The 26,862-nt window shown below is 64.8% G+C and carries 26 protein-coding genes and 1 other RNA gene; 13 read left to right on the forward strand and 14 right to left on the reverse strand.

Annotated features, from left to right (window positions below):
* Window positions 1–19: 19 nt before the first annotated feature.
* The 7 genes from ssrA to feoB all read left to right on the forward strand — a co-directional run bounded on the left by ssrA (window position 20) and on the right by feoB (window position 5,559).
* Window positions 20–394, forward strand: a transfer-messenger RNA (tmRNA) gene (gene ssrA, locus AB7532_RS27415).
* Window positions 395–508: 114 nt separating this feature from the next.
* On the forward strand, window positions 509–1,027 hold the full coding sequence (locus tag AB7532_RS27420) for an SspB family protein (RefSeq protein ID WP_441237804.1): 519 nt from the start codon (window positions 509–511) through the stop codon (window positions 1,025–1,027).
* Window positions 1,028–1,116: 89 nt separating this feature from the next.
* On the forward strand, window positions 1,117–2,544 hold the full coding sequence (fumC, locus tag AB7532_RS27425; RefSeq protein WP_441237805.1) for a class II fumarate hydratase: 1,428 nt from the start codon (window positions 1,117–1,119) through the stop codon (window positions 2,542–2,544).
* A 276-nt stretch (window positions 2,545–2,820) separates the two neighbouring features.
* Window positions 2,821–3,009, forward strand: a complete 189-nt coding sequence (locus tag AB7532_RS27430; protein ID WP_441237806.1) for a DUF4169 family protein — start codon at window positions 2,821–2,823, stop codon at window positions 3,007–3,009.
* Entirely contained in the window at window positions 3,006–3,260 is a 255-nt protein-coding gene (locus AB7532_RS27435; protein ID WP_354137563.1) for a ribbon-helix-helix domain-containing protein, read from the forward strand. The genes AB7532_RS27430 and AB7532_RS27435 overlap by 4 nt, the downstream gene beginning before the upstream one ends.
* A 114-nt stretch (window positions 3,261–3,374) precedes the next feature.
* The gene (locus AB7532_RS27440) at window positions 3,375–3,650 is read left to right on the forward strand and encodes a FeoA family protein (RefSeq protein WP_441237807.1); all 276 of its coding nucleotides are present in this window, start codon (window positions 3,375–3,377) and stop codon (window positions 3,648–3,650) included.
* Window positions 3,651–3,684: 34 nt separating this feature from the next.
* Window positions 3,685–5,559 (forward strand): ferrous iron transporter B, encoded by a 1,875-nt coding sequence (gene feoB / locus AB7532_RS27445; protein WP_441237808.1) that lies wholly within the window; start codon window positions 3,685–3,687, stop codon window positions 5,557–5,559.
* Window positions 5,560–5,811: 252 nt separating this feature from the next.
* On the opposite strand, the gene AB7532_RS27450 is transcribed toward feoB, so the two are convergent.
* From AB7532_RS27450 to soxC, 7 genes are all read right to left on the reverse strand, one after another.
* On the reverse strand, window positions 5,812–6,129 hold the full coding sequence (locus AB7532_RS27450; RefSeq protein WP_441237809.1) for a hypothetical protein: 318 nt from the start codon (window positions 6,127–6,129) through the stop codon (window positions 5,812–5,814).
* Between the two features lie 98 nt (window positions 6,130–6,227).
* On the reverse strand, window positions 6,228–7,739 hold the full coding sequence (locus AB7532_RS27455) for a YncE family protein (RefSeq protein WP_441237810.1): 1,512 nt from the start codon (window positions 7,737–7,739) through the stop codon (window positions 6,228–6,230).
* Window positions 7,740–7,752: 13 nt separating this feature from the next.
* Window positions 7,753–8,244 (reverse strand): DUF305 domain-containing protein, encoded by a 492-nt coding sequence (locus AB7532_RS27460; protein WP_441237811.1) that lies wholly within the window; start codon window positions 8,242–8,244, stop codon window positions 7,753–7,755.
* Window positions 8,241–8,561 (reverse strand): hypothetical protein, encoded by a 321-nt coding sequence (locus tag AB7532_RS27465; protein WP_441237812.1) that lies wholly within the window; start codon window positions 8,559–8,561, stop codon window positions 8,241–8,243. Before AB7532_RS27465 ends, AB7532_RS27460 begins: the two co-directional genes overlap by 4 nt.
* Window positions 8,562–8,563: 2 nt before the next feature.
* The gene (locus tag AB7532_RS27470) at window positions 8,564–9,037 is read right to left on the reverse strand and encodes a DUF302 domain-containing protein (RefSeq protein WP_441237813.1); all 474 of its coding nucleotides are present in this window, start codon (window positions 9,035–9,037) and stop codon (window positions 8,564–8,566) included.
* A gap of 10 nt (window positions 9,038–9,047) precedes the next feature.
* Entirely contained in the window at window positions 9,048–9,596 is a 549-nt protein-coding gene (locus AB7532_RS27475) for a c-type cytochrome (protein ID WP_441237814.1), read from the reverse strand.
* Window positions 9,583–10,854 (reverse strand): sulfite dehydrogenase, encoded by a 1,272-nt coding sequence (soxC, locus tag AB7532_RS27480; RefSeq protein ID WP_441237815.1) that lies wholly within the window; start codon window positions 10,852–10,854, stop codon window positions 9,583–9,585. Before soxC ends, AB7532_RS27475 begins: the two co-directional genes overlap by 14 nt.
* A gap of 105 nt (window positions 10,855–10,959) precedes the next feature.
* Between soxC and AB7532_RS27485 the strand changes: the two genes are divergently transcribed.
* From AB7532_RS27485 to AB7532_RS27500, 4 genes are all read left to right on the forward strand, one after another.
* On the forward strand, window positions 10,960–11,124 hold the full coding sequence (locus AB7532_RS27485) for a hypothetical protein (RefSeq protein ID WP_441239427.1): 165 nt from the start codon (window positions 10,960–10,962) through the stop codon (window positions 11,122–11,124).
* A 565-nt stretch (window positions 11,125–11,689) separates the two neighbouring features.
* Entirely contained in the window at window positions 11,690–13,204 is a 1,515-nt protein-coding gene (locus AB7532_RS27490) for an ATPase domain-containing protein (RefSeq protein WP_441237816.1), read from the forward strand.
* Window positions 13,201–14,901: a response regulator gene (locus AB7532_RS27495; protein ID WP_441237817.1), complete on the forward strand. Its 1,701-nt coding sequence runs from the start codon at window positions 13,201–13,203 to the stop codon at window positions 14,899–14,901. Before AB7532_RS27490 ends, AB7532_RS27495 begins: the two co-directional genes overlap by 4 nt.
* Before the next feature lie 64 nt (window positions 14,902–14,965).
* Window positions 14,966–15,463, forward strand: coding sequence for a GNAT family N-acetyltransferase (locus AB7532_RS27500; protein ID WP_441237818.1), 498 nt, complete (start codon window positions 14,966–14,968; stop codon window positions 15,461–15,463).
* 15 nt (window positions 15,464–15,478) lie between these two features.
* Here AB7532_RS27500 and AB7532_RS27505 read toward each other — a convergent pair whose 3' ends face one another.
* Window positions 15,479–15,964, reverse strand: coding sequence for a YkgB family protein (locus AB7532_RS27505; RefSeq protein WP_441237819.1), 486 nt, complete (start codon window positions 15,962–15,964; stop codon window positions 15,479–15,481).
* Window positions 15,965–16,197: 233 nt separating this feature from the next.
* Window positions 16,198–16,740: a TetR/AcrR family transcriptional regulator gene (locus AB7532_RS27510; RefSeq protein WP_441237820.1), complete on the reverse strand. Its 543-nt coding sequence runs from the start codon at window positions 16,738–16,740 to the stop codon at window positions 16,198–16,200.
* Between the two features lie 150 nt (window positions 16,741–16,890).
* Here AB7532_RS27510 and AB7532_RS27515 point away from each other — a divergent pair, with 150 nt between their 5' ends.
* Window positions 16,891–17,628, forward strand: coding sequence for a 3-oxoacyl-ACP reductase family protein (locus AB7532_RS27515; protein ID WP_441237821.1), 738 nt, complete (start codon window positions 16,891–16,893; stop codon window positions 17,626–17,628).
* Window positions 17,629–17,844: 216 nt separating this feature from the next.
* Here AB7532_RS27515 and AB7532_RS27520 read toward each other — a convergent pair whose 3' ends face one another.
* The 4 genes from AB7532_RS27520 to AB7532_RS27535 form a co-directional block, all read right to left on the reverse strand.
* The gene (locus AB7532_RS27520; RefSeq protein ID WP_441237822.1) at window positions 17,845–18,090 is read right to left on the reverse strand and encodes a hypothetical protein; all 246 of its coding nucleotides are present in this window, start codon (window positions 18,088–18,090) and stop codon (window positions 17,845–17,847) included.
* A gap of 36 nt (window positions 18,091–18,126) precedes the next feature.
* Window positions 18,127–19,245, reverse strand: coding sequence for a DUF2336 domain-containing protein (locus tag AB7532_RS27525; RefSeq protein ID WP_441239364.1), 1,119 nt, complete (start codon window positions 19,243–19,245; stop codon window positions 18,127–18,129).
* Window positions 19,246–19,559: 314 nt separating this feature from the next.
* Window positions 19,560–23,204 (reverse strand): AsmA family protein, encoded by a 3,645-nt coding sequence (locus tag AB7532_RS27530; protein WP_441237823.1) that lies wholly within the window; start codon window positions 23,202–23,204, stop codon window positions 19,560–19,562.
* Window positions 23,205–23,482: 278 nt separating this feature from the next.
* On the reverse strand, window positions 23,483–24,730 hold the full coding sequence (locus AB7532_RS27535; RefSeq protein ID WP_441237824.1) for a cytochrome P450: 1,248 nt from the start codon (window positions 24,728–24,730) through the stop codon (window positions 23,483–23,485).
* A 130-nt stretch (window positions 24,731–24,860) separates the two neighbouring features.
* Between AB7532_RS27535 and AB7532_RS27540 the strand changes: the two genes are divergently transcribed.
* Entirely contained in the window at window positions 24,861–25,472 is a 612-nt protein-coding gene (locus AB7532_RS27540) for a TetR/AcrR family transcriptional regulator (RefSeq protein WP_441237825.1), read from the forward strand.
* A 15-nt stretch (window positions 25,473–25,487) separates the two neighbouring features.
* On the opposite strand, the gene AB7532_RS27545 is transcribed toward AB7532_RS27540, so the two are convergent.
* Entirely contained in the window at window positions 25,488–26,639 is a 1,152-nt protein-coding gene (locus tag AB7532_RS27545) for an MFS transporter (protein ID WP_441237826.1), read from the reverse strand.
* Between the last annotated feature and the right edge of the window lie 223 nt (window positions 26,640–26,862).

The following is a 26,862-nucleotide window of genomic DNA, read 5'->3' on the forward strand; positions in this document are numbered from 1 at the left end:
TCGCCAGGCCTCCTCGAAACACCTGTCATTTGAAACCTTTGCCCCCTATATTGGGGGTGCCGGTTCGCCGGCTATGGAAATAAACGGTCGTCGCAATAAACCATTCGGACCCGGGGGCGGTACCCGGCGCCTCCACCAAAGCTCATCGTTCGGCGGGCTTGGCCCACTGACAGGTGAGCTTCGGCGGGGGCGAAATAGGATCGACGAGGGCGTAAAGGGCGAACTTTTTCCCGGTATTGTTCCGCCGTTATCGGGCTATGCAATAGTTGCCAACGACAACTTTGCTCCGGTTGCTCAGGCTGCGTAACGCAGTTTGAAAGACCATTCTGAAGTCCTAACGGGTTAAGCTCCGTTAGGCGGGGTTCGGAGGCACCTGGCAACAGAAGCCTCCACTTACCTTTGATTTCCTTCCCGGCGGGGACTCCTGCTGACCCGTCAGGCGCGGTACTATTGCGGCTTGGCGAGTCGGGCCGGCAGGGCCCAACTCCTGGAATGCAACAGGACCACCATGGCGACCGATCATATCCGATACGATGTGCTGGCCCGCGACGCGCTGCGCGGCGTGCTGCGGAAGGTGCTGACCGATGCCGCGTCCCATGGACTTCCCGGCGAGCACCATTTCTTCATCACCTTCATGTCGAAGGCTGATGGCGTGAAGATCTCGTCGCGGCTGCTCGCGCAATATCCGGAAGAAATGACGATCATCCTCCAGCATCAGTTCTGGGACCTGACCGTGCTCGAGGATCGTTTCGAGGTTGGCCTGTCCTTCGGCGGCATTCCGGAGCGGCTGATCGTGCCGTTTGGCGCCATCAAGAGCTTCCTCGATCCGTCCGTGAAATTCGGCCTCCAGTTCGACACCTCCGATGTCGCCGAGGTCGCGCCCGAGAATCTGCCGGCCGCTCCGGCGGCCTCGGCCGTCGCGGTGCCGGCACCTGCGACGGAAGCGGCGGACAGCACTGAAGAGCCGGCTGCCCCGAACCAGGGCGGCGCCGAGGTGGTGCGGCTCGATCGTTTCCGCAAGAAATGATCTAGGTTGGGCGCGAAGCCGTCGCGCCGGGCCAAACTCTCTATATAGAGAAGCACATGACGAGGCCGCGCGGCGTTTCGTGCGGCAGAATGGATGTGCTCATGGCCAAGCTTGCGAAGACTGCCCGCCCCGCGACCCGCACCGAGACCGACAGCTTCGGTCCCATCGAGGTCCCCGCCGATCGCTATTGGGGGGCGCAGACCGAACGCTCGCGCCAGAATTTTCGCATCGGCATCGACCGCATGCCAATCTCGCTCGTGCATGCGCTCGGCATCGTCAAGCTTGCCGCCGCACAGTCCAACCTCGAGCTTGGCCTGCTCGACCAGCGCCGCGCCAATGCAATCATCCGTGCCGCGCGCGAGGTGATCGAGGGCAAGCTCGACGATCATTTTCCGCTGGTGGTCTGGCAGACCGGCTCGGGCACCCAGAGCAACATGAACCTCAACGAGGTCATCGCCAACCGCGCCAACGAGATGCTCGGCGGCGAGCTCGGTGCCAAGAAGCCGGTGCATCCCAACGACCACGTCAACATGAGCCAGTCGTCGAACGACTCGTTTCCGACCGCCATGCACATCGCAGCCGCAAGCCGCATCAATGTCGATCTCGTCCCTGCGCTCGGTGAGCTGCTCCGCGCGCTGCGCAAGAAGGAGAAAGAGTTCGCGAAGATCGTGAAGATCGGCCGCACGCATACGCAGGACGCGACGCCGCTGACGCTCGGCCAGGAATTCTCCGGCTATGCCGCGCAGGTCGAAAGCGGCATCGCCCGTCTCAGGGTCGCGGTGAAGGATCTCTATCCGCTGGCGCAGGGCGGCACCGCCGTCGGCACCGGCCTCAACTCCAAGCCGCGCTTTGCAAAGCTGTTTGCGAAGCACGCGGCCGGGATCACGAAACTCCCCTTCACCAGCGCCGCCAACAAATTCGAGGCGCTGGCGTCCAACGACGCCTATGTGCTGGCGCACGGCGCCATCAATTCGGTCGCGACAGGCCTGTTCAAGATCGCCAACGACATCCGCCTGCTCGGATCGGGCCCCCGCTCGGGCCTCGGCGAACTGGTCCTGCCGGAGAACGAGCCGGGCTCCTCGATCATGCCGGGCAAGGTCAATCCGACGCAGTGCGAGGCGATGACCATGGTGTGCTGCCAGGTGTTCGGCAATCACACCGCCATCACGGTCGCAGGCAGCCAGGGCCATTTCGAGCTCAACGTCTACAAGCCGGTGCTGGCCTACAACATGCTGCACTCGATCCGCCTGATGGCGGATGCGGCGCGCTCCTTCACCGAACATTGCGTCGACGGCATCCGCGCCGACGAGAAGCGCATCAAGGAGCTGATGCAGCGCTCGCTGATGCTGGTGACGGCACTCGCCCCGAAAATCGGCTACGACAACGCCGCCAAGGTCGCCAAGACCGCGCATCACAACGGCACCACGCTGAAGGAGGAAGCGCTCCGCATGGGCTTCGTCTCGGCAGACGAATTCGATCGGCTGGTGCAGCCGGAGAAAATGACGCGGCCCGGATGAATTCCGAATTCCGATAGCCATCCGTAATGATACGGAGCCCGCGAGCCCATAAATTTAAGGCTAAGCGGGCCGGATTTGATTACCGTCAATGCCGCGGCGAGGGAGCGTGCTACGCAGCCTCTCCGCTCCTGACGGGCCTAATTCATCGTTTGATGGCCCGAGGGGCCGATTGACGAGGACGAGCGAATGGCGATCAAATCTTGCGGGGCCCGACGCGGCGCCCAGTTTCTGAATGTTTCATCCTGCCTGAAGAGGAGCGGATGATGGAGACGCGGCATGGGGAACGTCATCAACCTGAATCGTTTCCGGAAGCGCGCCGAGCGGGAAGCATCGGCGAAGCAGGCGGACGTCAACCGAACGAAGTTCGGCCGCACGAAGGCGGAGCGATCGGTGGAGGAGACGCGCGCGGACAAGGCGAAGGCGCATCTGGACCAGCACCAGATCGATCACGAGGATCAGTCATGAAGTCGCCCGTCGTGAAACGATCGATCGTGGTCGCCGGCCACAAGACCAGCGTCAGCCTGGAAGAGGCGTTCTGGAACGGCATGAAGGAGATCTCGGGCCTGCGCAACATGACGCTGTCCGAGCTCGTCGGCGAGATCGACGGCGCCCGCCAGCAGGGCAATCTGTCCTCGGCGATCCGCCTGTTCGTGCTCGACTACTTCAAGAGCCGCGCCATGGCCGCCATCCAGGCGGAAAAGGTCCCGGCGCTGTAGCCGCCGGGGGCGCTTTCCCGGGTCACAACCTTTTGCACTTTAAAATCACTCTAAGGTGCAGCTTCGGCGACCCGGCGCGCTTGACCTCCATGCCCTGCGTTGAAAATACAGGGCATGACCGACACCAATGATACGCGTACGCAAATGCCGCTGGGCCTGGCCCAGCGCGGCTATACCGGCGTCATTCAGCACCTCTCCGCCAAGGGCGCGGGCTCGGCCCTCTCGGACATCGAGCTGGAGAGCCGCCTGATCGAGCTCGGCTTCGTCGAGGGCGCCCGGGTCGAGGTCCTGCACGAAGGGCTGGTCGGGCGCGACCCGATCGCCGTCCGTGTCGACAACATCACGATCGCGGTCCGCCGTCGTGAGGCCATGGCCATCATCGTCGCCTAGACAGCGACCGGACCCCGATCCAAGGCCTGATCCCATGGAATTACCCCTGCTGCATCTCGCCCTGGTGGGCACGCCCAACAGCGGCAAGACCTCGTTGTTCAATGCGCTGACCGGCAGCCGGCAGAAGGTCGCGAACTATCCGGGCGTCACGGTCGAGCGCAAGGAAGGCTTCTTCGTCACGCCGCAGGGGCGCCAGGTCTCCGTCGTCGACCTCCCCGGCACCTATTCGCTGCGCGGCCGCAGCCCGGACGAGGAAATCACCCGCGACTTCGTGCTCGGCCAAGCCTCCGGCGAGACCGTGCCGGACCTCGTGCTGTGCGTCGCCGACAGCACCAATCTGCGCCTGACCATCCGCCTGCTGCTGGAGCTCAAGCGCACCGGACGGCCGATGGTCCTCGTGCTCAACATGTTCGACATCGCCAGCCGCCGCGGCATCACGGTCGACGTCGAACGGCTCGCCAAGGAACTCGGCGTCCCCGTGGTCACCTCGATCGCGGTGCGCAAGGGCGGCACGGCCGACCTGCTGGCCCTGACAGACGAGATCTCGGCCAAGCTCGCCGCCGAGCCGCCGCAGGAGAACAACTGGCGCACGCTCAGTGTCGCGGAGCTGCGCGCGACCCAGCGCGAGGCCGATCGCATCATCGCCGATTGCGTCAGTCTGCCTGCCAGGCCCGACACCTGGACCGCGCGGATCGACGCCGTGGTGCTGCATCCCGTCGGCGGCCTGGTCGTGCTCGCGCTGATCCTGTTCGTGATGTTCCAGGCGGTGTTCGCCTGGGCGCAGCCGGTGATGGACCTGTTCAAGTCCAGCTTCGACGCGCTCGGCGAGCTCGTGCAGGCCACGCTGCCCGACGGCCTGCTGCAGAGCTTCCTCCAGAACGGCGTGATCTCGGGCGTCGGCAGCGTCATCGTGTTCCTGCCGCAGATCATCCTCATCTTCCTGTTCATCCTGCTGCTGGAAGATTTCGGCTACATGGCGCGCGCCGCGTTCCTGATGGACCGCATCATGGGCGGCGCGGGACTGCATGGCCGCGCCTTCATTCCGCTGCTGTCGAGCTTTGCCTGCGCCATTCCCGGCATCATGGCGACGCGCGTGATCGACAACAAGCGCGACCGGCTGACCACGATCCTGATCGCGCCGCTGATGACCTGCTCGGCGCGCATTCCGGTCTACACGCTGATCATCTCCGCCTTCATTCCGGCGAAGGACGTCTGGGGATTCATCAACCTGCAGGGCCTCGTGATGTTCGGCCTCTACGCCGCCGGCATCGCCAGCGCGCTCCTGGTTTCGTTCCTGATCAAGTTCTTCATGCTGCGCGACTATGCGCCCGCGCCGTTCATGCTGGAGCTGCCGGACTACAAGATGCCGCGGCTGAAATCGATCGTGATCGGCATCTACACCCGCGCCAAGATGTTCCTCTACCGCGCCGGCACCACGATCTTCTCGATGATGGTGCTGATCTGGTTTCTGGCCTCGTTCCCGCAGCCGCCCGCGGGCGCCACCGAGCCGGCCATCGACTTCAGCCTCGCCGCCATGATCGGCAAATGGCTCGAGCCCCTGCTCGCCCCCGTCGGTTTCAACTGGCAGATCGCGGTCGCGCTGATCCCGGGCATGGCGGCGCGCGAGGTCGCGGTCGCGGCGCTCGGCACCGTCTATGCGATCGAAGGCGGCAAGGAAGCGGCCGAGCAGATCGGCTCGGTGCTGGCGACGAAATGGTCGCTCGCAACCGCGCTATCGATGCTGGCCTGGTACATCTTCGCCCCGCAATGTGCCTCGACCCTCGCCGTGATCAAACGCGAGACCGGAAGCTGGGGCTGGATGGCCGCGACGTTCGGCTACATGCTGGTGCTGGCCTATGCAGCGAGCCTCGTGACCTACAATGTCGCGGTCGCGCTGGGGGCGGGCTGAAGCCCTCTCACAACTAAAACCGCGAAAACAACCCCATGCACAGTAGACGGGGGTTGTGAAATCAATGGCTTACGTGAGTGCAAGAATCCGAGACCGCAGCCCGGATGGAGCGCAGCGAAATCCGGGATCTTTGCACGACGCATCACCGGCCCCGGATTGTGCTGCGCTCCATCCGGGCCACGGTTCGATTCGGAAAATCCGTTGACGCGTCGGGCAAGACAGGAGCATGATGGCATCGTCGATCTTTGCCCCTCAACGCGGGCGGACTTCTCCACCCTCCGGTTCGCTCTCCGGCTCCGGGATCAGCACCACCGGTTCATCATAGCCCTTGCGGCTGCTGTAGAACACCAGCGCCATCAGGCCGACGCCGACGACCAGCGAGAACACGACACCCAGCGCCAGCGCGACATAGCCTGACGCCGGCACGTTGGTATCGGTGCTGGTCCAACCGAGATAGCCGAGAACGCCGGCGCCGACGAGCATCGCGCACAACACTGCGATGACGAGCCATCTGGCGAACTTGCTGCCTTGTGAGGTGGATGGTGCCGGTGGCTCTTCCGTCGCGCTCATGGCGTTCTCCTGCGGTATGCGTCGCTGTCGGCGCCGGCAACGAACAGCTCCGGTTGCTTTGTCGGGCAACACAGGAGCAGCATGACATCATCGGCAATTCAGGGGACCTGCACCTGCACAGCCTTGCCGAGCTCGGCCATGGACCCCGGTGCAATCACCAGATAGCGCCGCGCTCCCTCTGCACTTCCTTGCACGATCTGCCTGATAGGACCAAGCGCGTTCACGATCGCAGCGCCGGCGGGGTTGGTGACGAAACTGGCGAGCGGCTCAAGGCTCCCGCTGCCGTCAGGCAGACCGGCCAGCGCAAGGACATAGGAGCGTCTCGGCTCGAGGCCCGTGACCGCAGCCTGCAACACCTGCGACAAGCCCTGATCGAACAGGCTCACACTTGTCGCTGCCGGCGCAACGCTCGACACGGCCGCACCTGGCGCAGTCATCGCGATATGAGCGACACGGCCGGCCACGTCGAGCGGCTGCAGCGCACCGGTCCCGGGACTCGCGGCACCGTCCATGACGCTCATGGCCTCGTTGCCGGACATGCCCATTCCAGGCACCGCGTTGGGGACATAGGCCACGGCCTGGGGAGCCTGGCCGATCGGAATGCTCGCGATGACGCGATTGGCGAGCGTGTCGACCGCGATCATCTGATCGTCGTTCTCCAGCCCGACATAGACCCGCGTGCCATCACCGGACGGCCAGATGCCGTGCGGCAACTTGCCGACAGGAATCGTCGCCACCTTTATGAAATCGTCGGTGCGATAGACCTGAATCTCGTTGAGGCCGCCGACGGTGATATAGGCGAACTGACCATTGGAGTTGCGAACGATGTTGACGTGGTTCGTAATCGGACCGGTGTCGAGGGTCTTCAGCACGGTGAAGGGCGGACGCGCGTCGAAGACCTGCGCCTTGCCGATGTCCTTGAGGGTGAACCAGACCTGCGTGCCATCCGGCGTCGCCGCGATGTCGGGACAGAACGGGCTCGCCTGCGCGACCTTGCCGACGATCGCATGGTCGGCGACCGACACGACGGTCGTTTCCGGATTGAACGACGAGCAGACATAGCCGTACTTGCCGTCGGGCGAGAAGATTTGCATGCCTGGGCCATTGGGGAGCGTGATGCGGGTCTTCTCCTGATAACTGCCCGCATCGAGCACGGCGACATAGTTCTCGCCGCGGACCGTGACCCAGACCTCCTTGCCGTCGGGCGTGAAGAACGCCTCATGAGGCGAGCGCCCGACATAGGTCGTATGCTTGACGGCGTTGGTCGCGGTATCGATGAACGTCACCGAGTTCGAGCCGATCGAAACAACGGCGAGCGTGCGATGGTCGGGCGAATATCCCATGCCATGCACGAGCAACTGGCCACGGTAGAGCGGGCTGAAATTCGCCGGCGACGGCGCGCCCAGGCGAATGACGCCGAGCAGCTTGTTGTCCATCGGGTCCGTCACCGAAACGGTGTTGGAGAATTGCTCGGCGGCGTAGACGCGGTCGTGATGACTGATCGGGATGTCGGCGGCCGTTGCGAGCCCCGGGGCCTGGCCAGCCCATGCCGCCACGGATAAAGCGTTCATCGCGACGGCCGCGACCGCAATCTTCAACATTCGGCGCATGATGGTAGCCTCCTTATTGGCGTGGGGCGGTCGATGCGACCGTCGTTGGGTAAGACAGGGCCTTGACCGGCGCCAGCGACTGGACGGCTCGATCCGGCGAGGCCGTGGAGCGCGCAAGGCTTTCACCGCGCGCCAGACGCATCGCGGCGATCTCCTGCTGCTGCTCGACGACGATTTCCTGCGCGATCCGGCGCAGCAGCTCGTTCCGGCCATGACGCAGCTCGGCCTGCGCCATCTCGATCGCGCCCTGGTGATGAGCGATCATCATGGTCGAGAAATCGCGATCGACATCGCCGGACGGCTCGATCGCCATGCCGTCCATCATGCGCTGCATGGCAGCGCGGTTCTCGGCGACGAACGGCGCTTCGTCCCCGCACAGCTCCGACATGATCGAGAGAAGATGCCCCGATGGATGGCTCCATTGACAGCCGGCCACGAAGGCGATGACCGCCACGACCGTCACGAGCAGGGCACTTCCGGCCCGCATCGTCAGGTGCCTCGTCATATGACCTCCTCCTCGCGCAGCGTCAGGGCACTTCCGATCGCGCAACGCGCGATCTCGTTCTTGCGCATGATTTGGGAAACCATGGCCCGAACTCCTCCGGTGTTCCACAACGTGTCGTAGTTGCGCGCGGCGAGGATCTGCGCCTCGACCTCCGCACGCGGCCGGCTGTCGTCGACGATCAGCTGTTTTGGCTGCACCGGTTCGGCGGCGGCAGCCGCCGTGAGCAGTGCCAGCGCGGCACCAACGCTCACGACGACCACGCAGAGGCGCGAGCCGCGCCGGGCACATCGATGCAGGATCTCCAGATGCTCATGCATGTTCAGGGTGCGCTCGTCGCCTTGGCGGCGATCGCCTTCAGCGCGCCCGACATCGCCTCGACCGGGGGCTTGACGGCATCGCCAACGCCATGCCGGTGCGTGAGCCAGTTCGGATCGTTGTAGCTGAGCCAGGTCGCGCCTTGCTCGTCCTGCCAGACCAGCGCCTTCAACGGCAGGTCGATGCCGATCGTCTGCGCCTGCTGCATCAACGGCGTGCCGCCCTTGGCGTTGCCAAAGATAAGGAGATCGGTCGGCCGCAGCGGCAGGCCGACCGCAGCGGCGCCCGCGGCGTGATCGACATGGGCAAACACGGTGAGGCCTTTCGCCTTCACTTCGGCCTCGAGCCGCTTCATCGTCTCTTCCGGTCCAAAGGCACTCTTGATGGTGATGAGTCCGTCTGCGGCCATTGCCTGTGTCTCCCATGAACATATCGCTGCAAGCAGCGCGAGGATCCTGATCCGTGCCGAAAGCCTCATGATCACCCGCTCACTTTTTGCGGAATAACTTCGCCGGGTCGAATTCCGGCTCCGGAATGAAGCCGTCGCGATTGGGCATTTTGATCTTCGGCAAGGAGTCCTTGTCGATCTTGCCGTCGGCGGGAACGATGCCGTTGAGGCTCAGGATGTAGGCCGTGACGGCATAGGTCTCGTCGGTGCTGAGCGAGCCCGGCGTCGGATACGGCATCGCGCGATGAATGTAGTCGAACAGGGTCGTCGCATAGGGCCAGAAGCTGCCGACGGTCTTGACCGGCATGTTGGACGCGAGCGTGCCCTGCCCGCCGGCGAGGCGATCCTTGATGCCACCCTGGCCGTTGTCGCCATGACAGGCCGCGCAATAGTCGGAATACACCTGCTTGCCTTGCGCTGCCGTGCCGCTGCCGTCTGGAAGGCCGTTGCCGTCCGGTCCGACGTCGATGTCCCACAGCTTGATCTCACCTGGCGTCGCGGGACGTCCGAAGTCGAAAGCCAGTGCGGGCGCTGCGAGTAGCCCGACCGTGAGGATCCCGGCGAGAAGCAGCTTGTCATGCGAGGACATTGCGAACCCTCCCGGCCTCGTCGATGCTCCAGGTCTGCTGGGCATTGTAGTGAAACAGGGCGTTGGTCCCCGTCGCGGCGATGAACGACTGCCGGTCCGGCTGAACGTTGCCCTTCTCGTCGGTCGAGCGGCTCACGATCTTGGTCGGCTTGCCGTCCCAGACCCAATCCATCTGGAATCGAACCTGCGCCTTGGAGAGGACGGGCTGGGTCAGTTGCGCCCGCTTCCAGGTTTTTGCGCCGTCGGTCGATATCTCGACGTTCGCGATCTTGCCGTGGCCGCTCCAGGCAAGGCCGGAGATGCGGCTATAACCCGGCTGGATCTGCATCATGCCGGAGGGCTGGGTAATGACCGAGTTGGTTTCCATCCGGAGCTGGAATTGGCGCGCCTTCCCGTTCGCCAGCAACTGCGTGTAGCGCGCCGTCTCCCAGCGCGTCATCCAGGGTGCGTTGCCGAACTTGAGGCGCCGCAGCCATTTGATATTGAGGTTGCCCTCGAACCCGGGCATCACCAGCCGCATCGGAAAGCCGTGCGCGGGCCGCAGGGGCTCGCCGTTCTGTCCATAGGCGACGAAGGCCTCGTTCACGATCTCGTCGGTGAGCGGAATGCTGCGGTCCACGCCCGCGCCGTCGCCGCCCTCCGCGAGCATCCAGCTCGCACCCTTGTCCCTGGCGACAAGGTCGATCAGGGACTTGAGCGGCACGCCGGTCCACTCGTTGGTGCTGACGAGGCCGTGCGTGTTCTGCACCGTCACGTCCGGGTCGGCCTTTTTCCAGTTCTCCCAGCCGTTGCCGGTGCATTCGATGAAGACCACGCGCGTGATCGACGGCATCCGCTTCAGATCCTCGACACTGAACACCAGCGGCTTCTGCACCATGCCGTGGATCAGCAATCTGTGCTGTGCGGGATCTATGTCCGGCACGCCGGAATGGCTGCGCTCGTAGTGCAGATCGGTCGGCGTGATGTTGCCGACCAGCTTTTGATGCGGCGTCTTGGAATTGATGGCATCGCTCGGATCGACGTTGCGCTTGCCCGGCGTGGCCTCGGGAATACGATCGAGCTTGGAGAAACGGGATCGTTCGCTGTGCGCGCCAAGATCGGCGCCGGGCCCGCGATCGGGTACGTCGGCCAGCGACTCGGCACCTGCCGCCTCGGTCGCAACCGCGCCGAGAATGCCGGCCGAGAGGCCTCCCACGAAGCCGCGGCGCGATACATTCGCAGGCCGCGGCAACAATTCGATTGGCGCCTTGGACGTCATATCATCTCCCGTTGGTATCGTGCTTTTTTGAAAATCGCAGCCGCTGTCGTCCCGCGACATTTAGCGAACGCGGCGAAGATTGCTCGTTAGGTTGTGTTAGAATGAATGAGTGCCTCGGCGATCTCACCCGCATTCGCGCTGATCCCGGGCATGGCGTCATGCGAGGTCGCGGCGCTCGGCACCGTTTATGCGATAGAGGACGGCAAGGAAGCAGCCGAGAGCATCGGCCCGGTGCTGGTGCGGCGGCCGAAACCTCCTCTGCACCAATGAACTTTTCCGCAGAGGCGTCGTTGTCTCATCTTTCAGCGGAAGTTCACGTCATGGGCAGGATGTCGGAAGAGTTGCGGGACCAGGCCCGAAGGGCGGAACGTCTCTCCAGCACAATCAGCAGCCTTGAAGATTCGCGGAAGCTTCGCGACCTCTCGAGGCAGTTCGATGCGGAGGCTGATGCGCTGGACCGCAGCACCATTGTGAAGGCCGGTTAGCCGGACCGCTCCTGCGGGGGGCGCTGCGTGCGTTTGCCTTCGAACGATCCGAAACTCCCTCACCCAAGCCGGTCGCATTCACCCGCGCGGGGCAGAAATCTGACCGGCAAGCCCCGGACCGAACGATTGAGCTTGGTCTGGCAGGAATGCGATGGACCGCGCGTGGTCACGAACCCGCTCATTCCAGTCCTTCCACCTCGCGACGACCGCTGGCGGGTTACCGCCGGTCAGACATGGAACTCGGCGCCGATCTTCGAGTTCCTTCCAACTGCCTTTTAGGCCAAGGTCTCAGCCTTGGTACTCAAACACCGATGGCGCCCTTTTCGGGGTAAACAGCGTCAGGAAGTTCGATGATCAGTAAAGCCGGCGCCGCCCAAGACGGTGAGCCCACAGATTTGCCGAGGATTTCGACAGGCAGCCAGGGGCTGGATGACATCCTCGGAGGGGGCTTCGACGCCAACCGGATGTACCTGTATGAGGGCAGGCCCGGCACCGGCAAGACCACCATGGCGCTCCAGTTTCTGCTGAAGGGCGTCCAGAACGGCGAACGCGTGCTCTACATTTCCCTGTCCGAGAGCAAGCGCGAGCTGGACCTGGTGGCGAAGCGGCATGGCTGGTCGCTCAAGGGCCTCGACATCTTCGAACTGGTGCCGGCCGAGACGACGCTCGATCCTGACCGCGAACTCACGGTGTTCCACCCGGCCGAGATGGAGCTGAGCGAAACCACCGGACTGATATTCAAGGAGGTCGAGCGCATCAATCCCACCCGCGTGGTGCTCGACAGCCTGTCCGAATTACGCCTGCTTGCACAGAACCCGCTTCGTTACAGGCGCCAGGTTCTGGCCCTGAAACACTTCTTCACCAACCGCAATTGCACGGTCGTCCTCCTTGACGATCTCTCATCGTCCCAGGACGATCTGCAACTGCATTCGATTGCGCACGGCGTGGTGATGCTCGAACAACTCGCCATCGACTATGGCTCGGAGCGGCGGCGGCTTCGCGTGATCAAGATGCGCGGCATGAATTTTCGCGGCGGCTTCCACGATTTCAATATCGAGGCGGGAGGGTTGCGGATCTTCCCCCGCCTGGTCGCGGCCGAACATCACAGGTCTTTTCTCGGCGAGCTCACCCCCAGCGGAAACGCCGAGCTGGATCAACTCCTGGGAGGCGGTCTCGAGCGTGGCACGAACGCGCTTCTCATCGGCGCTGCCGGAGTCGGCAAGTCGTCCGTTGCACTCACCTACGTGACGGCAGCGGCGCAACGCGGCGAGCGCGCCGCCTTCTTCGCATTCGACGAAGGTCGCGGCACAGTCGAGGCGCGCTCCAGGACGCTCGGTCTACCTCTCGAACAGTACGTCGAGTCCGGACATATCCGCTTTCAACAGATCGACCCCGCCGAGCTGTCTCCGGGCGAGTTTGCCGCAAACGTGCGGAAGAGCGTCGAGATCGACAACGCCCGCGTCGTCGTCATCGACAGCCTGAACGGCTATCTGGCCGCGATGCCCGACGAGCGATTTCTCATCCTGCAGATGCACGAGCTCCTGACCTATCTCGGGCAGCAGGGCGTGCTGACCATCCTGGTCCTCGCCCAGCACGGTCTGGTCGGACCGATGGATACGCCGCTGGACATCAGCTATCTGAGCGATGCCGTCATCATGCTGCGATATTTTGAAATGGGAGGTACGGTGCGACGCGCGCTCTCAGTCGTCAAGAAGCGCAGCGGCCACCATGAACACACCATCCGCGAATTTCGCCTCGGCAGCGCCGGCATCAAGCTCGGGCCGCCGCTCCGGGATTTCAGCGGCATCTTCTCCGGCAATCCCGTATATACGGGCAAGACGATGCCGGAAGGGTCCGCCGGATGAGCGCCGACCGCGATCAGCAGGTTCTGATATTCGCTCCGATCGGCCGCGACGGACAGGCTTCCGCCGAACTTTTCCGCAACGCGAACCTTGCGGCCATCAATTGTCGAAGTCTCCCTGAGCTCGTCAGCGAGATGAGTGCTGGCGTGGGCGCGGTTCTCCTGGCCGAGGAAGGCCTGTTCGGAAAAGATACCGCGCCGCTGGCGCAATGGATCGCGAACCAGCCGCCATGGTCCGACCTCCCTTTCGTCATCCTCACCAGCCATCGCGAACAGCCCGCCGTCGTCGCGTGGCGACGCAGCATCGTCGCGCTTCTTCGTAACGTCTCGCTGCTGGAGCGGCCGGTCCAGCCGATGACGCTGACCAGCGCCATCCAGTCGGCCATGCGGGCGCGGCGGCGCCAGTATGAAATTCGGGCCTTGCTCGCGGCGCGGGAGCAGACAGCGCAGCAGCTCGAAAAGCTGGTGGTCGACCGCACCCGCGCGCTGGAGGAGGCCAACGAGCAATTGCGCCGCGAAATGAGCGAGCGGACCCGGGTCGAGGAGACGCTCCGCCAGGCCCAGAAGATCGAAGCCATCGGCCAACTGACCGGCGGCGTGGCGCACGACTTCAACAATCTGCTGATGGTCATCTCCGGCGGCCTCGACATGCTCGACCGCCAGACCGACCCTGCCCGCCGCCGCCGGCTGATGGACGGCATGGTCCAGGCCGCCCAGCGCGGCGCCAGCCTGACCCGGCAGCTTCTCGCGTTCTCGCGCCGGCAGACGCTCCGGCCGGAGCCCGTCGACATCGCATCGCAGATGGGCGGCATGCGCGAACTGCTCGATCGAAGCCTGAGAGGCGACGTTCACGTCGAATTCGACTTTCCGGACACGCTGTGGCCGGTGGAGGTCGATCCCGGCGAGCTTGAACTCGTGATCCTCAATCTTGCCGTCAACGCCCGCGACGCCATGCCCAATGGCGGCACGATTGTCGTGCGCGGAGAAAACCTTCCCGAGCTGGACGACGAGCAGATCGCCGGAGACTATGTGCGCCTGTCGGTCGTCGATACCGGCGTCGGCATGGCGCCTGAGATCATGTCGCGCGTTTTCGAGCCGTTCTTCACGACCAAGGAGATCGGAAAGGGCTCGGGTCTCGGGCTCGCCCAGGTCCATGGATTTGCCACGCAGTCCCGGGGCTCGGTTCGCATTCGGTCGGCGGTCGGCAAGGGCACCAGCATCGAACTCTATCTGCCGCGCTCGCTCAACGTTCCCACCAAGGAGCGGCACCTCATCGATCTCAACATGGTGCGGCCGACCAGGAGCACCCATGGCCGGATCCTCCTGGTCGAGGACGATGACGAGGTTGCAGCGCTGGTCAGCGAAATGCTCGGGCAGCTCGGTTACGAGGTCACGCGCGCGGCGAGCGGCGCCGCCGCGCTCGGTGCCCTGGCCGACGGCCGTGCCGTCGATCTGATCTTCTCAGATATCATGATGCCCGGCGGCATGAACGGCGTCGAGTTGGCGCGGGAGATCCGGAGGAGACGGAGCGACTTGCCCGTCCTCCTGACCAGCGGTTATTCCGAGGCCGCGGTTCACGAGGCCGAACTGGCGGGAATCCAGATTCTGCCGAAGCCCTATCATATCGACGAACTGGCCGCGGCGCTCAGCGCGGTGAAACCAGAGCTCGGGCACGACACCAAGCGCTCCAACCGGCGCTGATATCGCGCGGCCTCGCATCGCGAAAGCGATCGACGGCAGGCTTCGAAAGCGGCTATCTGTCCGCATGGATCACTTCAGGACCGCCAGGCTGACGGCGGAGAAACTTTCCCACCATCACCTCCCCGATCTCGTCGCGCTGCATCTCGACGCCGAGGTCTCCCGCTATCTCGGCGGCGTCCGCTCGGCGGAGGCGACGAAGGCCTATCTCGCCGTCAACATGGAGCATTGGAACCAGCACGGTTTCGGGCTTTGGGTGCTGCGCACGAAAGACGGCAGGTTCGCCGGACGGGCGGGTATCCGGCACATCGTCGTGGACGGCATCGACGAGGTCGAGATCGCCTACACGTTCAAGCGCGAACTCTGGGGCCAAGGCCTGGCGAGCGAGATCACGGCCGCACTGACGGACATCGGGCTGACGCAGCTGAAACTGCCGTCGCTCATTGGCCTCGTCTTCGTCAAACACGGCGCCTCCCGCCGTGTGTTGGAGAAGGCGAACTATGTCCTGGAAAAGAACACCACGCATCACGGCGAGGACGTCGTGATCTATCGGACCCGGCGATGAGAGACGGTCCGACGCTCAGCCGGTGCGGAGCCGGACCACCGAGCGTGGCAGCGACGCGAGAAACAACACGACGCAAACACACATCAGGACGATGTCCTTGAACAGAAATTCGCCGGTCAGATTCCACGCCATCGGATCGGAGGACAGGCTCCATGTGACGACGCCTGGCGTCGTGAAGAAGAACGACCACGTGATCGCGAATGTCACAACGCCCATGAAGGACCCGAGCGCCGAAAAGACTGGACTGAAGCTGCCTGCCGCGAGCAGCGCAGCAATCAGGAATTCGGCAACGCCGAGGACATAGGCCTCTCCCCTCAAGCCGAACACCGACAGCCAGGAGATGAATGGGCTGTGGCTGATGAACTGGGCGATGCCCTGTGCGGATTGTGGCGTGAACTTCTGCATGCCGAACGATACGAAGATGATCACCATGACCCAGCGTAGAATGGCGAGAGGGCGATAGGACCCGCCGCCAGTCTCGGCGATATGGAACCCTTGCATATGACGATATCTCCCCGGCTTGCGCGTACATTCTGTTGGCGAACGACGTGTTCGCTAACGGCAATACGGCGGGAAGCGTTCGCCGTTACATGCATGGGGAGTTCCAGGGATCACAGCTGCGTGCAACACGCGTGTCTTAGGATGGGTAGAGCGAAGCGAAACCCATCGCGCTTCGGCCCGCGCGAAAGGAATGACGGGTTTCGCTGCGCTCGACCCATCCTACGGGCCGCGAGCTACCCCACGCCCGGCCACGCCGCCATCGCCGCCTTCGCTGCGCCCCGCAGCTCCGCCGGAGTCGCGCCGTCCTTGGCCTGGATGGCCATGCCCTGGAAGACGCTCAGGTAAAACCGGCTCAGCGCGTCGATGTCGGTCGCGGCGGGCAGCTCACCACTGGCGATCGCTCCCTCGACCCGCGCGTGCAGATTGCCCAGCATGTCGAGCCGGACGTCTCTGATGACGCGGGCAATGCTGGCCGGCCATTCGTCGCTGACCCCGCCGAGTACGGCCATGCAACCGGCCGGTGCGGTCCGGGACTTCGGCAGTATCTCGGCGGCCCCGATCAGCAGGTTTTCGATGCCTTCGCGCGCGGTTTTTCCGATCGCAAGTTTGTCCCACACCGGGGGGCCCTGGGTCAGGACGTAATGCTCGATGGCGGCGAGATAGAGCGCTTCCTTGCTTTCGAAGGCCGCATAGAGGCTCGGCGAGCGGACGCCCATGGCGTCGCAAAGGTCGTGCATCGATGCCGCCTCGAAACCCTTGCGCCAGAACAGGAACATGGCGGCTTCGAGTGCTGCGTCGCGATCAAATTCCCGTGGCCGACCTGCCATCGCCCGCCTTTCTGTAATGATCAACACATAATTCACTTGACCGCCGCGATCAAGACTCCACATATTCTGTGTCGATCGATACAGAATTGGAGAGATCAGATGACGCTTTCAGGAAAACGGGCCCTCGTGACGGGCGCAAGCAGAGGTATCGGTGCGGCCATCGCGACGGCGCTCGCCGCCGAAGGTGCCGATGTCGCGATCACTTACGAGAAGTCCGCGGACAGCGCGGCCAAGGTCGTTGACGCCATCAAGGCGAGCGGGCGAAAGGCCGTGGCGATCCAGGCCGACAGCGCCGATGTCGCCGCCGTTCAGGCTTCGGTCGAGAAGACCGTGGCCGCCTTGGGCGGGCTCGATATCCTCGTCAATAATGCCGGCATCCTGCGACTGGGGGGCCTCAACGACATCTCGCTCGCCGACATCGACGCGCTGCTGAACGTCAACGTGCGCGCCCCGATCGTCGCAAGCAAGGCCGCGCTGCCGCACCTCGGCAAGGGGGGCCGCATCATCACCATCGGCAGTTATTTCGCCGACCGCGTGCCCTCGCCGGCGCTTGGCATCTACGCAGCGTCGAAGTCGGCGCTTGCCGCATTTACGAGGGCGCTGGCGCGGGAGCTCGGTCCCAGGGACGTGACAGTCAATTTGGTGGCACCGGGGTCGATCGACACCGACATGAATCCGGCGAGCGGCCCGACCGCGGAGACGTTGAAGCAGTTCATGGCGCTTGGCCGCTACGGCGCGACGGATGACATCGCGAACGCGGTCGCGTTCCTGGCGAGCGCAAAGGCGAAGTACATCACGGGATCGACGTTGACCGTCGACGGCGGCGCGAACGCATAGGGCGTCAGCGAGCGATAATGTGGTCAGCGCATCGATGCGCTGACCAATGGAACGACGGCGGCGCTCCACGCTCCATCATCGCGAGCACAGCGAAGCAATCCAGGCTCTTTCCGCGGAGACAGTCTGGATTGCCTCGTCGCAAAAGCTCCTCGCAATGACGATGTGGAGGCAGCTACGGCCCGGATTGCGCTGCGCTTCATCCGGTCTGACAAGATCCTACCGGAAATACCCCAGCACAAGATCGACATCCGCGTTGCCGGCGACCGTGCCGTTGAGCTCGGCGTCGATGACGCGGCGGCAGGCTGCGATCGCGGCATGATCGCCGAGGTCGTTGGCGGCTTCGAGCACGAGCCAGGCGGCGTCGACGGACGCCTGCTCCGGTGTTCCGCCGCCGCGATCACCGGCCGCGGCGTTGTTGAGGTTCTTGTTCTTGCGAACGGCGGTGCCGAATTGAGGCAACATGTGAGATACTCCCCTCTTCCCGCTCAGTGGACCTTGTTAGTGGACCTGGAGCTCGGGCTGACGGCCCGCATCGGCACCCGCGCCGGTCTTGCGCGACTGGTAGAACTTCAGGACGCTGCGCGAGGTCTCGACCTTGAGCTTGCCGAACTCGCGCTCGGCGTCATGGAGCTCGCGCGCCGTGATCAGATGATCCTTGGCGCCGAGGAACAGCAGCGACATGGTGGTGTCCCAGGAGAAGTCGAGCGCCTTGCACAGCACCAGCAGAATCTCGCGGTTGCGGTCCATCATCGCGCGCTCGATCACGTCGACCGGCAGCGACGACAGCAGCGACAGGCCGATCTGCACCTCGTCAAAGCGGTGCTGGCGCGCATAGTTCGAGATCGAGTCCTGGTTGAGATTGCCCTGGCGGTACTGCGTCGTCACCACGCGCTTGGCGACGAAATAGCTGCGCGAGGACGGACCGAACTTGGACTGGAGATCGCCGGTGACCTCGGTCACCGAGCTCTGGATCTGCGACATCATCTCGGGCCGCTCGCTCTCGAGGCGGCGGCGGACGTCTTCCGACGCCTTCGAGATCAGCTGCTGGAAGATGTGGCGGGGCACGTCCTTGCGCAGCCCAAGCTGCTCGGCGAGGATCGAATCGCCCTCGGCGCGGCGGACCATGTGCAGCAGGCCGGAGCCGGAGAAGCGCGCGCCCTCGTTCTTCGCAACGGAGGTAACGACCTGCTGGTCGCCGCGCTTGACCAGCACGTCGGTGACGGCCTCGCCGATCGACTGGCGCTGGGCGATCGCGAGCAGATGCGCCTGGCCCTTGGTCATCGCGCTCTCGACCAGCATCTTCTCGTCGATCCGATTGGAATCGCGCAGCACCGGACCGGCGACGGCGATTTCGTCGTCGAGCGCGAGCTTTGCGATGACGTTGAGCGGCGCGTGGTCACACGCCGACATTACGTCCGAGAGCTGCGCGCGCGCGGCGACCTCGATCTCGTCGGCGAGCCGTCCGATGACCTCTCCGAACATGCTGATCTCGTCGTCGCTGTAGCGGCCGGTGATCAGGATATCGGTCGCATGCCACAACGCCTTCGCCCGGCTCTCGTCGGAGCCGCGCGCGATCGCGTCGTCCAGATCCTGTAGAAGCGATTTCGCCCCGTTCATCTCGATACCCCAGTTCTTGGTAGCCATCCTGTCTGTGCTGGCAGGATGCCGAATTCCTCTGGGAGCAAGACTAGGGAACAAACGCGCAGATCCGGTAAAACCGGTGCAGCAGTTTTGCAGAGGAGAATTCGTTAAAATGCGAGGGAATGGGTTCACCGGCGGGTGAGGCGCAGGAGGTGCGCCCCCTCTTCCGCTTGAGGGAGAAGGCGCCTCTCCGCCGTCATGGCCGGGCTTGTTCCGGCCATCCACGCGTTGCCGCAGGGGTGCGAAGGACGTGGATGCCCGGGACAAGCCCGGGCATGACGGGTGTTGCCTTACGGATTCTGTGGCGTCAGCACCAGCGGCGGCTTCGGCCGGGGTTTTGCGGGCGCGGGACCCGGGGCCGGTCTCACCTCGATCGGCGGCGGCAGCGGCGCGATCTGCTGGCTCGCGAGCGGTGGGCTCGTGAGTGCAGGGCTTGTGAGTGGAGGGCTTGGCGCGGCGGGGGCTGCCTGTGGCGCTTTCGGCGTCGGTGCGGATTTGGGCTTCGGCGCTGGCGCACGGCGGGGATCGCGGCCGGGCATCGGCACGTCGGTGAGCGCCGGCTCGGGCACGGGCTCGGGCGAGACCAGCGTCGGCAGCGCCGCGGTCGCCGGCGGCGGCTCGCCGCGCTCGATGGCATCGAGCCGGCGCGTCTCGCGATCGATCATGCGCACGGCGAGCCATGACGACAACGGCGCGAGATCGACGGTGCGGTTCAGCCTGTCGGGCGGACCTGCCGCGAACAGCTGGATTTCCGGCGGCGCGCCCGAGAGCCCGGTCATGATCGGTGTCAGGCTGGCGCGGATGTCGGCCTGGTCGGCCGGAATGTCATAGCCGCCGGAGACGATCGCGCGGGCGTTCTTGGCTTCGAGCTGGGTCGCGCCGACGCGCAGGCGGCCGTCGCGGATCGTGAACGGGATCTGCGCCGAGGCCACTGCAATCGGCGCTGCGGCAAGCGCGGGTTCGACCAGCTGTCGCAGCCGGTCGTCGTTGGCAACCTGGCCGCCATCGCTGGCGCGGATCGCGATCTCGAAGGCACGCGGATTGAGGCCGCTGATCTCGGCGGAGTCGAGCGTCACCGTGCCATTGCCGGCAAGCGCGCCTGTCAGGGCCGTCACACTGCGGCCCTGGCTGGTCAGCGCCATCTGCACCGAGGCGCGTCCCTTCGGCAGCGCGAGGTCACGATAGCGTAGCGTCGTCGCATCGACATTGGTGAGATCGAGATGCAGGTTCAGTGCAACGCCATTGGCACCGTTTCGTGCGTCGAAGCTCGCCGACATCTGGCCACCACTGAGGCCACCCTTGACCGCGTCGAGCGCGAGCGACTGGCCGTCGCTCCGGATGATGCCGCCGACGGGGCGCAGCTCGATGCCGCCGGGCAACGTGCCGTGCAACGCCTGGAACGCGATGCGGCCGCGCCAGCCGCCGAGCAGTCCCGCGCTCAGGGGCTCGCCGGCATCGTGTCCGGCAGCACCGATCGCCATCGCCAGCGCAGGCATGAGATCGAGCGAATCGAGACCGACTTCGCCCTCGACGCTCTTCTCCTGATCGAGCGTCACCGAAAGATGCCCACGCAGATGCGAGCCGGCCGCGCTGCTGTCGAGATCGTCGAAGGTGAGCCGGTTGCCGGCAAGACCGACGCGCGAGGACAGGTTGACGCTCTGCACCGATTTGTCGGCCGCGCTGGTCCCGAACAGCGGTGCCAGATTGGCGTTGCGCACGCGAAGGTTTACGCTGCCTTTCGGCTCCGACAGTTCGACGCTGCCTTGCGCATCGGCGTCGATCCCGCCGCCGCTGAGCCTGGCGTTCAACTGCAGAGGCTTCCGCCACGCACCGCTCAGCTTGCCATCGAACTGCGAGGCGCCCTCGCCTGCGGCCATGATGCGATCGAGGCCGAGCAGCGCCAGCAGCGCGCCCGCCTGCGGCGTCGAGACCTTCGAGTCCAGCGTGAAGTCGCTGTTGCGCAATTTGTCGAGATCGATGCCGTTGACGGCGGCGACCGGCGTCTGCCCGGCCAACGTCACGGTGGCTTTGAGCTGGGGCGCATCGAGATCGAGCACGGCTCGGGCATTGCTGCGATCGGCATGCTCGGCGTTCTTGTCGAGGCTGAGGTCGAGCTTCAGGCGCGTCGAGCCTGATAGAGACGGCAAGGCATCGAACCGCGCGCGGACCGACGGCGCAAACGGCTCGAGCAGCGCGGTGAGCTCGCGCAGCGAATTGGCGGAGGATTTCAGCGCGAGCTTGCCGGTGGCCTTGGTGCGGTCAAAACTGCCGCTGGCTTCCGTGGTCACGCCGCTGGCCTGGCCGAACCGCAATTGCTCCAGCGACAATGCCGCCGGGCCGTAGCCGAGCTTTGCGGCGAACGGCCGCAGCTCCTGGCCGGCGGAGATGGCGCGGCCGACGTCGAGCGACAGTTTTGCTTCTTCCGGCCATTCGCCCTGCGGCCCCGCGAGCGCACGCACGAAGCTTGCGGCGGTATCGAGGTCGAGACGGTCGGCCTTGATATCGGCATCGATCCGCGAGCCCTTGCTCGCGCCTGTCTGCACGAAGGCGATGCGGCCTTCGACGGCGCCGCCTTCGATCTCCGCTTTCAGCTTGTCGATGGCAAAATGATTGGCGGCGATGGTCACGTCGCCGGCGAGGCGCAACGGCCGCGTGCTGCGGCGGTTGATCTCGCTGCGGCCCTGCAGCCAGGCCACCAGCGTATCGGGATCGGACGACTCGACGCTGAGACGGCCGCTGAAGCTGTCGGCGCCAGGCGTCGCACCGTTGAGCGAGAGCTGCGTCATGCCGGGCGCGCGCAGCTCCAGCCGCTGGAAGGTCCAGGACCGTCCGTCGGTCTGAAGCTCGGCGGTGATGTTCTGCAGCGGACGGCCGCCGAGCATGATCTGGTCGGAGTTGAACTCGATCTGCGCCGGGATCGGTGCCTGCGGGATTGCCGCGAGGCCAGCGCGCAGCGCCGGCATGACACGCTGCGGATCGGCATCGTCCTTGGCGGCGAGCTTGTCGGCATCGACCTGCCGCGCCGACAGCACCGCGCGCAGCAGCGGCGAGGCGCCGAACCTGAGATCGCCGACGCCGCCGAGCTTGAGCGCATTGTCCTCCGCGCCGAAGCTGGCATCGACCTGCTCGAACTTGGCACCGGCCGGATCGGCCTTGAGCTTGGTCGTCAGCTTCCAGGGCATCGGCCCCGCTTCGCCTTTTTTGGCGGCGGGCACGGCGAGCGTCAGCGCGCCCTCGAATTTCGGCAGGCGGTTGTCGAAGGCGAGCACGCCTTCGAGATCAGCGAGGATGGCGCGCTCGCCGGGATCGATGTTGAGGTGAAGGCGGGTGGCGCTGCCGTCGGCGCTGGGGCCGGAGGAGACGCGGAACGGATAACGCACCTTGTTGGCCGTGAAACGGCCATCGCCACGAACGGCACCGGCCAGCGAACGGACGTCGCCGGAGAAGGCGATGTCGGTGAGCTCCAGCGTCGAGCGGCTGGCGGCATCATGCAGCGCAATGCGGCCGGTGAGGTTCACACGCTCGATGGCGAGCGAAGCCAGGTTGAAGGTGCCGCTCGCGGTGGAGGGCAGATCGACGCGTCCCCTGGCATCGAGGCCGAGATCCACCGCCATGCCGTTGACCGTCAGCTCGGTGGCGCGCCATTCGCCGCGCATCAGCGAGCTCAGGCTGAACTCGACGTCGAGCTTGTCGGCGCGCAGCCGGCCAAGATCGTTGTTGCCGCCGAAGGTGACCGAACGCAGCCGCAGGGTCGGCGCCGGCAGCAGCCGTGCGTCGAGCTCGCCCCCAACCCGCACCGGCACGCCGATGATCCGGCCGGCCTCCGCCTCGAACTGGGGCCTGAACTGGTTCCAGTCGATGAAGTAGGGCCCGATCAGCGCGGCCAGCAGCGCTAAGATAAAGGCAATCGCCAATCCGAGCAGTGTCGTCTGCACGGGTCTCCCCTCGGCCAAACCGGCACCCGGGCCAAACCTTGACCCTGGAAGGCATCAGGCGCACCGGAACAGCCCCTTATATAGGGGGAAGTGTGGCGAAGTCACAGCGACTGTTGCGCGCGGAGGTTAATGCCGGGCGCAGGACCCTCATGGTGAGGAGGCGCAAAGCGCCGTCTCGAACCATAGAGGCCCCGCTCTCGCCCGCGGCCATCCTTCGAGACGCGCTGGCGCGCTCCTCAGGATGAGGAGCGGCGCTGGCAAAATCAGCGTTTAGGCCCTTACCAGCTCGCCGGCAGATTCTTGAGGCCGCGGAGCACGAAGGTCGGCCGCCATTCCGGGTTCTCGACGTCGTCGATCCGCAGATCGGGCAGCCGCCGGAGCAGCGTCGCGATGGCGATCTCGGCCTCGATGCGCGCCAATTGGGCACCCAGGCAGAAATGGATGCCGCCGCCGAACGACAGCGGCCTCACATTCTGACGGGTCACGTCCAGCCGGTCAGGCCGGTCGGGATAAACAGCCGGATCGCGGTTGGCCGAGCCGAGCAGGCAGAGCACGGTCTCGCCCTTGGGTATCCGCTTGCCGCCGAGATCCTCGATGTCCTCCAGCGTGACGCGGCCGGTCATCTGCACCGACGAATCGTAGCGCAGGAATTCCTCGATCGCACCCACCATCAGCTCCGGCCGGGCCTTGAGCAAAGCGAGCTGGTCCGGATTGCGGTGGAGCGCGAGCAGGCCGTTGCCGATCAGATTGACGGTGGTCTCGTGGCCGGCGCCGAACAGCAGGATGATGTTGGCGGTCAGCTCCTCGTTGGTGAGCTTGTTGCCGTCTTCCTCGGCCTGCACCAGCTGGGTGATGAGATCGTCGCCGGGAGTCTTGCGGCGCAGCTCGAACAGCTGCTGGAAGTACATCTGCGCCATCATGTTGCCGGCGTTGCCCTTCGCGATCTCCTCCGGCGTCAGCGGCACGGGATCAAGCAGCCGCCCGCCGTCGCGGGAGCTCTTGTAGAAGGTCTCGCGATGGTCCTCGGGAATGCCGAGCATGTCGCAGATGATGGTGACAGGCAGACGGAAGGCGAAATCCTCGATCAGGTCCATGTGGCCGCGCTCGATCACGGCATCGATGGTCTGGTCGACGATCTCCTGGATGCGCGGGCGCATGTCCTCGACGCGGCGGGCGGTGAAGGCCTTCACCACCAGGCCGCGCAGGCGGGTGTGATCGGGCGGATCCGCCTGGAGCATCCAGTGGCTCATGCTGCGGAACACCGGCTCGTCCATGATCTTCTCGCCGTAGCGCCGCTTGGAGCGCTCGACGTAGTCCTTGCCGAAGCGCTTGTCGCGCATCACGAGGCTGACGTCAGCGTGGCGGCTGGCGAGGAAATGGCCGAACGGGGTCACGTGGATCGGATCGATCGCGCGCAGCCGCTCATAATGCGGATAGGGATCGCGGATGAAGTCCGGCGACAGCGGGTTGAACAGCGGTCCGCCGCCGTCAGGTTCAACCTGGGTGGGTTGCACTTGCTCGTTCATGGTGACCTCGAACCGGTTGCCGTGACACGAATACGCCGTTCGCAGCCCCACTGCCCGGCGTAACCATCCCTTGGAATTATCAACTCGATACATTGTTGTATCGAGTTGCATTCTGCCCTAACCTGTGCCGATGTCAAGGGTGAGAACCAGGCCGACCAGGGACGATACGCGCGACAAACTGTTCGAGGCCGCCGCGCGCGTGTTCGAGGCGGACGGCATCGGCGGCGCCAGCATTGAGGCGATCGCGACTGCGGCGGGCTTCAGCCGCGGCGCGTTCTATTCGAATTTCAAGAGCAAGGACGAATTGATCATCGCCATGCTCGAGGACCATGTCGAGCAATCGATCCGGCGCAACATGGACATCCTCGCCGAGCACGACAATCTCGACGACTTCATCGCGGCGCTGAAGGCGATGGACCGCAGGCGGCAGGATCCGCTCGGCCGCTCGCCCCTCCTCCACATGGAGATGATCCTGTTCGTCGCGCGCGCGGAGAAGCGCCGGCCCGAGCTTGCCAAGCGGCTGCGCGCGCGCCGCAAGCTGATTGCCGACATCGTCGAGGCGACGCTGAAGAGCAACGGCAAGAACAGCTCGCTGAACCCGCCGTGGATGGCCTCCGTCGTGCTGGCGCTGGAAGACGGCTTTCGCCTGCACCGGCTGATCGATCCGGAGACGACGCCGGCCGACAGTTTTCTGCGCGCAATCACGGATTTGCGGCGCAGGACGGGGTTGGGGCCGGAGTGAATGGCGCCTGAAGGGTCAGGTCAACACCCCCGCAGCGGCCGGCAGACGGCCGCGATGCGAGAGCACCAGCAGCGTCATCACGAGAGCCAGATTCAGAACGCCCGCGATTGAGCCGATGGCGAAGGCCGTCATGTAACTGCCGGTCAGATCAAAGGTCGCAGCGCCCTGATATCCGCCGAATGCGTGGCCGATCCAGGCAAAGGCAAGAATGATTCCCATCAGGGCCCCACGATGCGCAGGCGGCGTCAGCGCCCGCGCAGAGACCAGCACGCTCGTCATGACGCCGGCGTAGGCGAAGCCGTACACGATGGAGAAGATCAAGAACCCGTGCAGGGACGTAAATTGTGTGAACGCCAGGACGCCCGCCGTCTGGAGCGACGACGCCACCGCCCACGATGAAAGCGGGCCGATCATGTCGCACAGCTTGCCATATGCGATCCGGCCGACGATTGCGGCAAGGAGCATGGCGAGCATGACGCCGCCGGCGTCGGTCGCGGGAATGCAGAGGCCTTGAATCAGGGGCATCAAATGCATGAGGGGGACCGCCATACAGGCGCAGCAAAAGAAGACCGCCACGCTGAGAATGGGAACCGCGACGGTCGATCGGATCTGAGGTGTCTGCGCTGCGCCGCCGGCGGAAGCTGGCGCCGGCGCGTCGCGCATGAAGGCGGCCAACGGCAGAAGCGTCACGAGTATGGCCGTTCCCAACGCCATCATCGCGCCCCGCCAGCCGAAGCGCTCGATTAGATAGGCCGAGAGGAAGGGCACGCCGCCCTGGCCAACGGCTTGACCCGCGGCGGCGACCCCGATTGCGAGGCCGGCTGACGTCGGGAACCAGTTTCCAACTGTCGCAAAGATCGGGGCGAAGAGCGCGCCGCCGCTCAGCGCTCCGGCAAGAAAGAAGATCACGTAGAGCTGCCAAGGCGCATGCGCATAGGCGGTCAAAAGCAGGCAGGCGCCCATGACGGTCACTGCGATCAGACAAATCGGCCTGATGCCGAGACGATCGGAGACGAATCCCATGATCACGCTTCCGGCCGCTATGCCGAGAAGTCCGAAGCTGTTGATCGCGGCTATTTCCGAGCGGCCCCAACCTTCGGCAGCCTCCATTGCGACGAAGAAAGCCGTCAGGCCATTGACCAAGGTCCCCATGATGAGCGCGAGCATGAGGGCCGCTGATCCCGTCGTGTACCAGGCGCGATATTGCAACATCTGACGAGCTTTCTGCCTCGATGCGTCCGATTGCGCGCGATCATGACGCGCGCGCGAAGGAAAGCTTTGAGAAACCCTTGATTTGTGGCTGAGGCGGCCCTGAGAATTGCGTTTGCCGGGCCAGGGGCGGAGGCAACCGCCCGCCCCCGCCGTGCGTTCGCGAAAGCGTGTGCCGGCC

This window comes from Bradyrhizobium sp. 930_D9_N1_4 (assembly GCF_052076015.1).
Lineage (GTDB): Bacteria > Pseudomonadota > Alphaproteobacteria > Rhizobiales > Xanthobacteraceae > Bradyrhizobium.

Excerpts from the sequence above, each read along its gene's own strand:
- AB7532_RS27430 (WP_441237806.1), top strand. The coding sequence starts at position 2,821 with ATGGGGAACGTCATCAACCTGAATCGTTTCCGGAAGCGCGCCGAGCGG.
- AB7532_RS27490 (WP_441237816.1), top strand. The coding sequence starts at position 11,690 with ATGATCAGTAAAGCCGGCGCCGCCCAAGACGGTGAGCCCACAGATTTG.
- AB7532_RS27520 (WP_441237822.1), bottom strand. The coding sequence starts at position 18,090 with ATGTTGCCTCAATTCGGCACCGCCGTTCGCAAGAACAAGAACCTCAAC.
- feoB (WP_441237808.1), top strand. The coding sequence starts at position 3,685 with ATGGAATTACCCCTGCTGCATCTCGCCCTGGTGGGCACGCCCAACAGC.
- AB7532_RS27515 (WP_441237821.1), top strand. The coding sequence starts at position 16,891 with ATGACGCTTTCAGGAAAACGGGCCCTCGTGACGGGCGCAAGCAGAGGT.
- soxC (WP_441237815.1), bottom strand. The coding sequence starts at position 10,854 with ATGACGTCCAAGGCGCCAATCGAATTGTTGCCGCGGCCTGCGAATGTA.
- AB7532_RS27505 (WP_441237819.1), bottom strand. The coding sequence starts at position 15,964 with ATGCAAGGGTTCCATATCGCCGAGACTGGCGGCGGGTCCTATCGCCCT.
- AB7532_RS27540 (WP_441237825.1), top strand. The coding sequence starts at position 24,861 with ATGTCAAGGGTGAGAACCAGGCCGACCAGGGACGATACGCGCGACAAA.
- AB7532_RS27535 (WP_441237824.1), bottom strand. The coding sequence starts at position 24,730 with ATGAACGAGCAAGTGCAACCCACCCAGGTTGAACCTGACGGCGGCGGA.
- AB7532_RS27470 (WP_441237813.1), bottom strand. The coding sequence starts at position 9,037 with ATGAGGCTTTCGGCACGGATCAGGATCCTCGCGCTGCTTGCAGCGATA.
- AB7532_RS27455 (WP_441237810.1), bottom strand. The coding sequence starts at position 7,739 with ATGCGCCGAATGTTGAAGATTGCGGTCGCGGCCGTCGCGATGAACGCT.
- AB7532_RS27500 (WP_441237818.1), top strand. The coding sequence starts at position 14,966 with ATGGATCACTTCAGGACCGCCAGGCTGACGGCGGAGAAACTTTCCCAC.
- AB7532_RS27485 (WP_441239427.1), top strand. The coding sequence starts at position 10,960 with ATGAGTGCCTCGGCGATCTCACCCGCATTCGCGCTGATCCCGGGCATG.
- AB7532_RS27510 (WP_441237820.1), bottom strand. The coding sequence starts at position 16,740 with ATGTTCCTGTTCTGGCGCAAGGGTTTCGAGGCGGCATCGATGCACGAC.
- AB7532_RS27440 (WP_441237807.1), top strand. The coding sequence starts at position 3,375 with ATGACCGACACCAATGATACGCGTACGCAAATGCCGCTGGGCCTGGCC.
- AB7532_RS27475 (WP_441237814.1), bottom strand. The coding sequence starts at position 9,596 with ATGTCCTCGCATGACAAGCTGCTTCTCGCCGGGATCCTCACGGTCGGG.
- AB7532_RS27495 (WP_441237817.1), top strand. The coding sequence starts at position 13,201 with ATGAGCGCCGACCGCGATCAGCAGGTTCTGATATTCGCTCCGATCGGC.
- AB7532_RS27545 (WP_441237826.1), bottom strand. The coding sequence starts at position 26,639 with ATGCTCGCGCTCATCATGGGGACCTTGGTCAATGGCCTGACGGCTTTC.
- AB7532_RS27450 (WP_441237809.1), bottom strand. The coding sequence starts at position 6,129 with ATGAGCGCGACGGAAGAGCCACCGGCACCATCCACCTCACAAGGCAGC.
- fumC (WP_441237805.1), top strand. The coding sequence starts at position 1,117 with ATGGATGTGCTCATGGCCAAGCTTGCGAAGACTGCCCGCCCCGCGACC.
- AB7532_RS27465 (WP_441237812.1), bottom strand. The coding sequence starts at position 8,561 with ATGCATGAGCATCTGGAGATCCTGCATCGATGTGCCCGGCGCGGCTCG.
- AB7532_RS27435 (WP_354137563.1), top strand. The coding sequence starts at position 3,006 with ATGAAGTCGCCCGTCGTGAAACGATCGATCGTGGTCGCCGGCCACAAG.
- AB7532_RS27420 (WP_441237804.1), top strand. The coding sequence starts at position 509 with ATGGCGACCGATCATATCCGATACGATGTGCTGGCCCGCGACGCGCTG.
- AB7532_RS27525 (WP_441239364.1), bottom strand. The coding sequence starts at position 19,245 with ATGAACGGGGCGAAATCGCTTCTACAGGATCTGGACGACGCGATCGCG.
- AB7532_RS27460 (WP_441237811.1), bottom strand. The coding sequence starts at position 8,244 with ATGACGAGGCACCTGACGATGCGGGCCGGAAGTGCCCTGCTCGTGACG.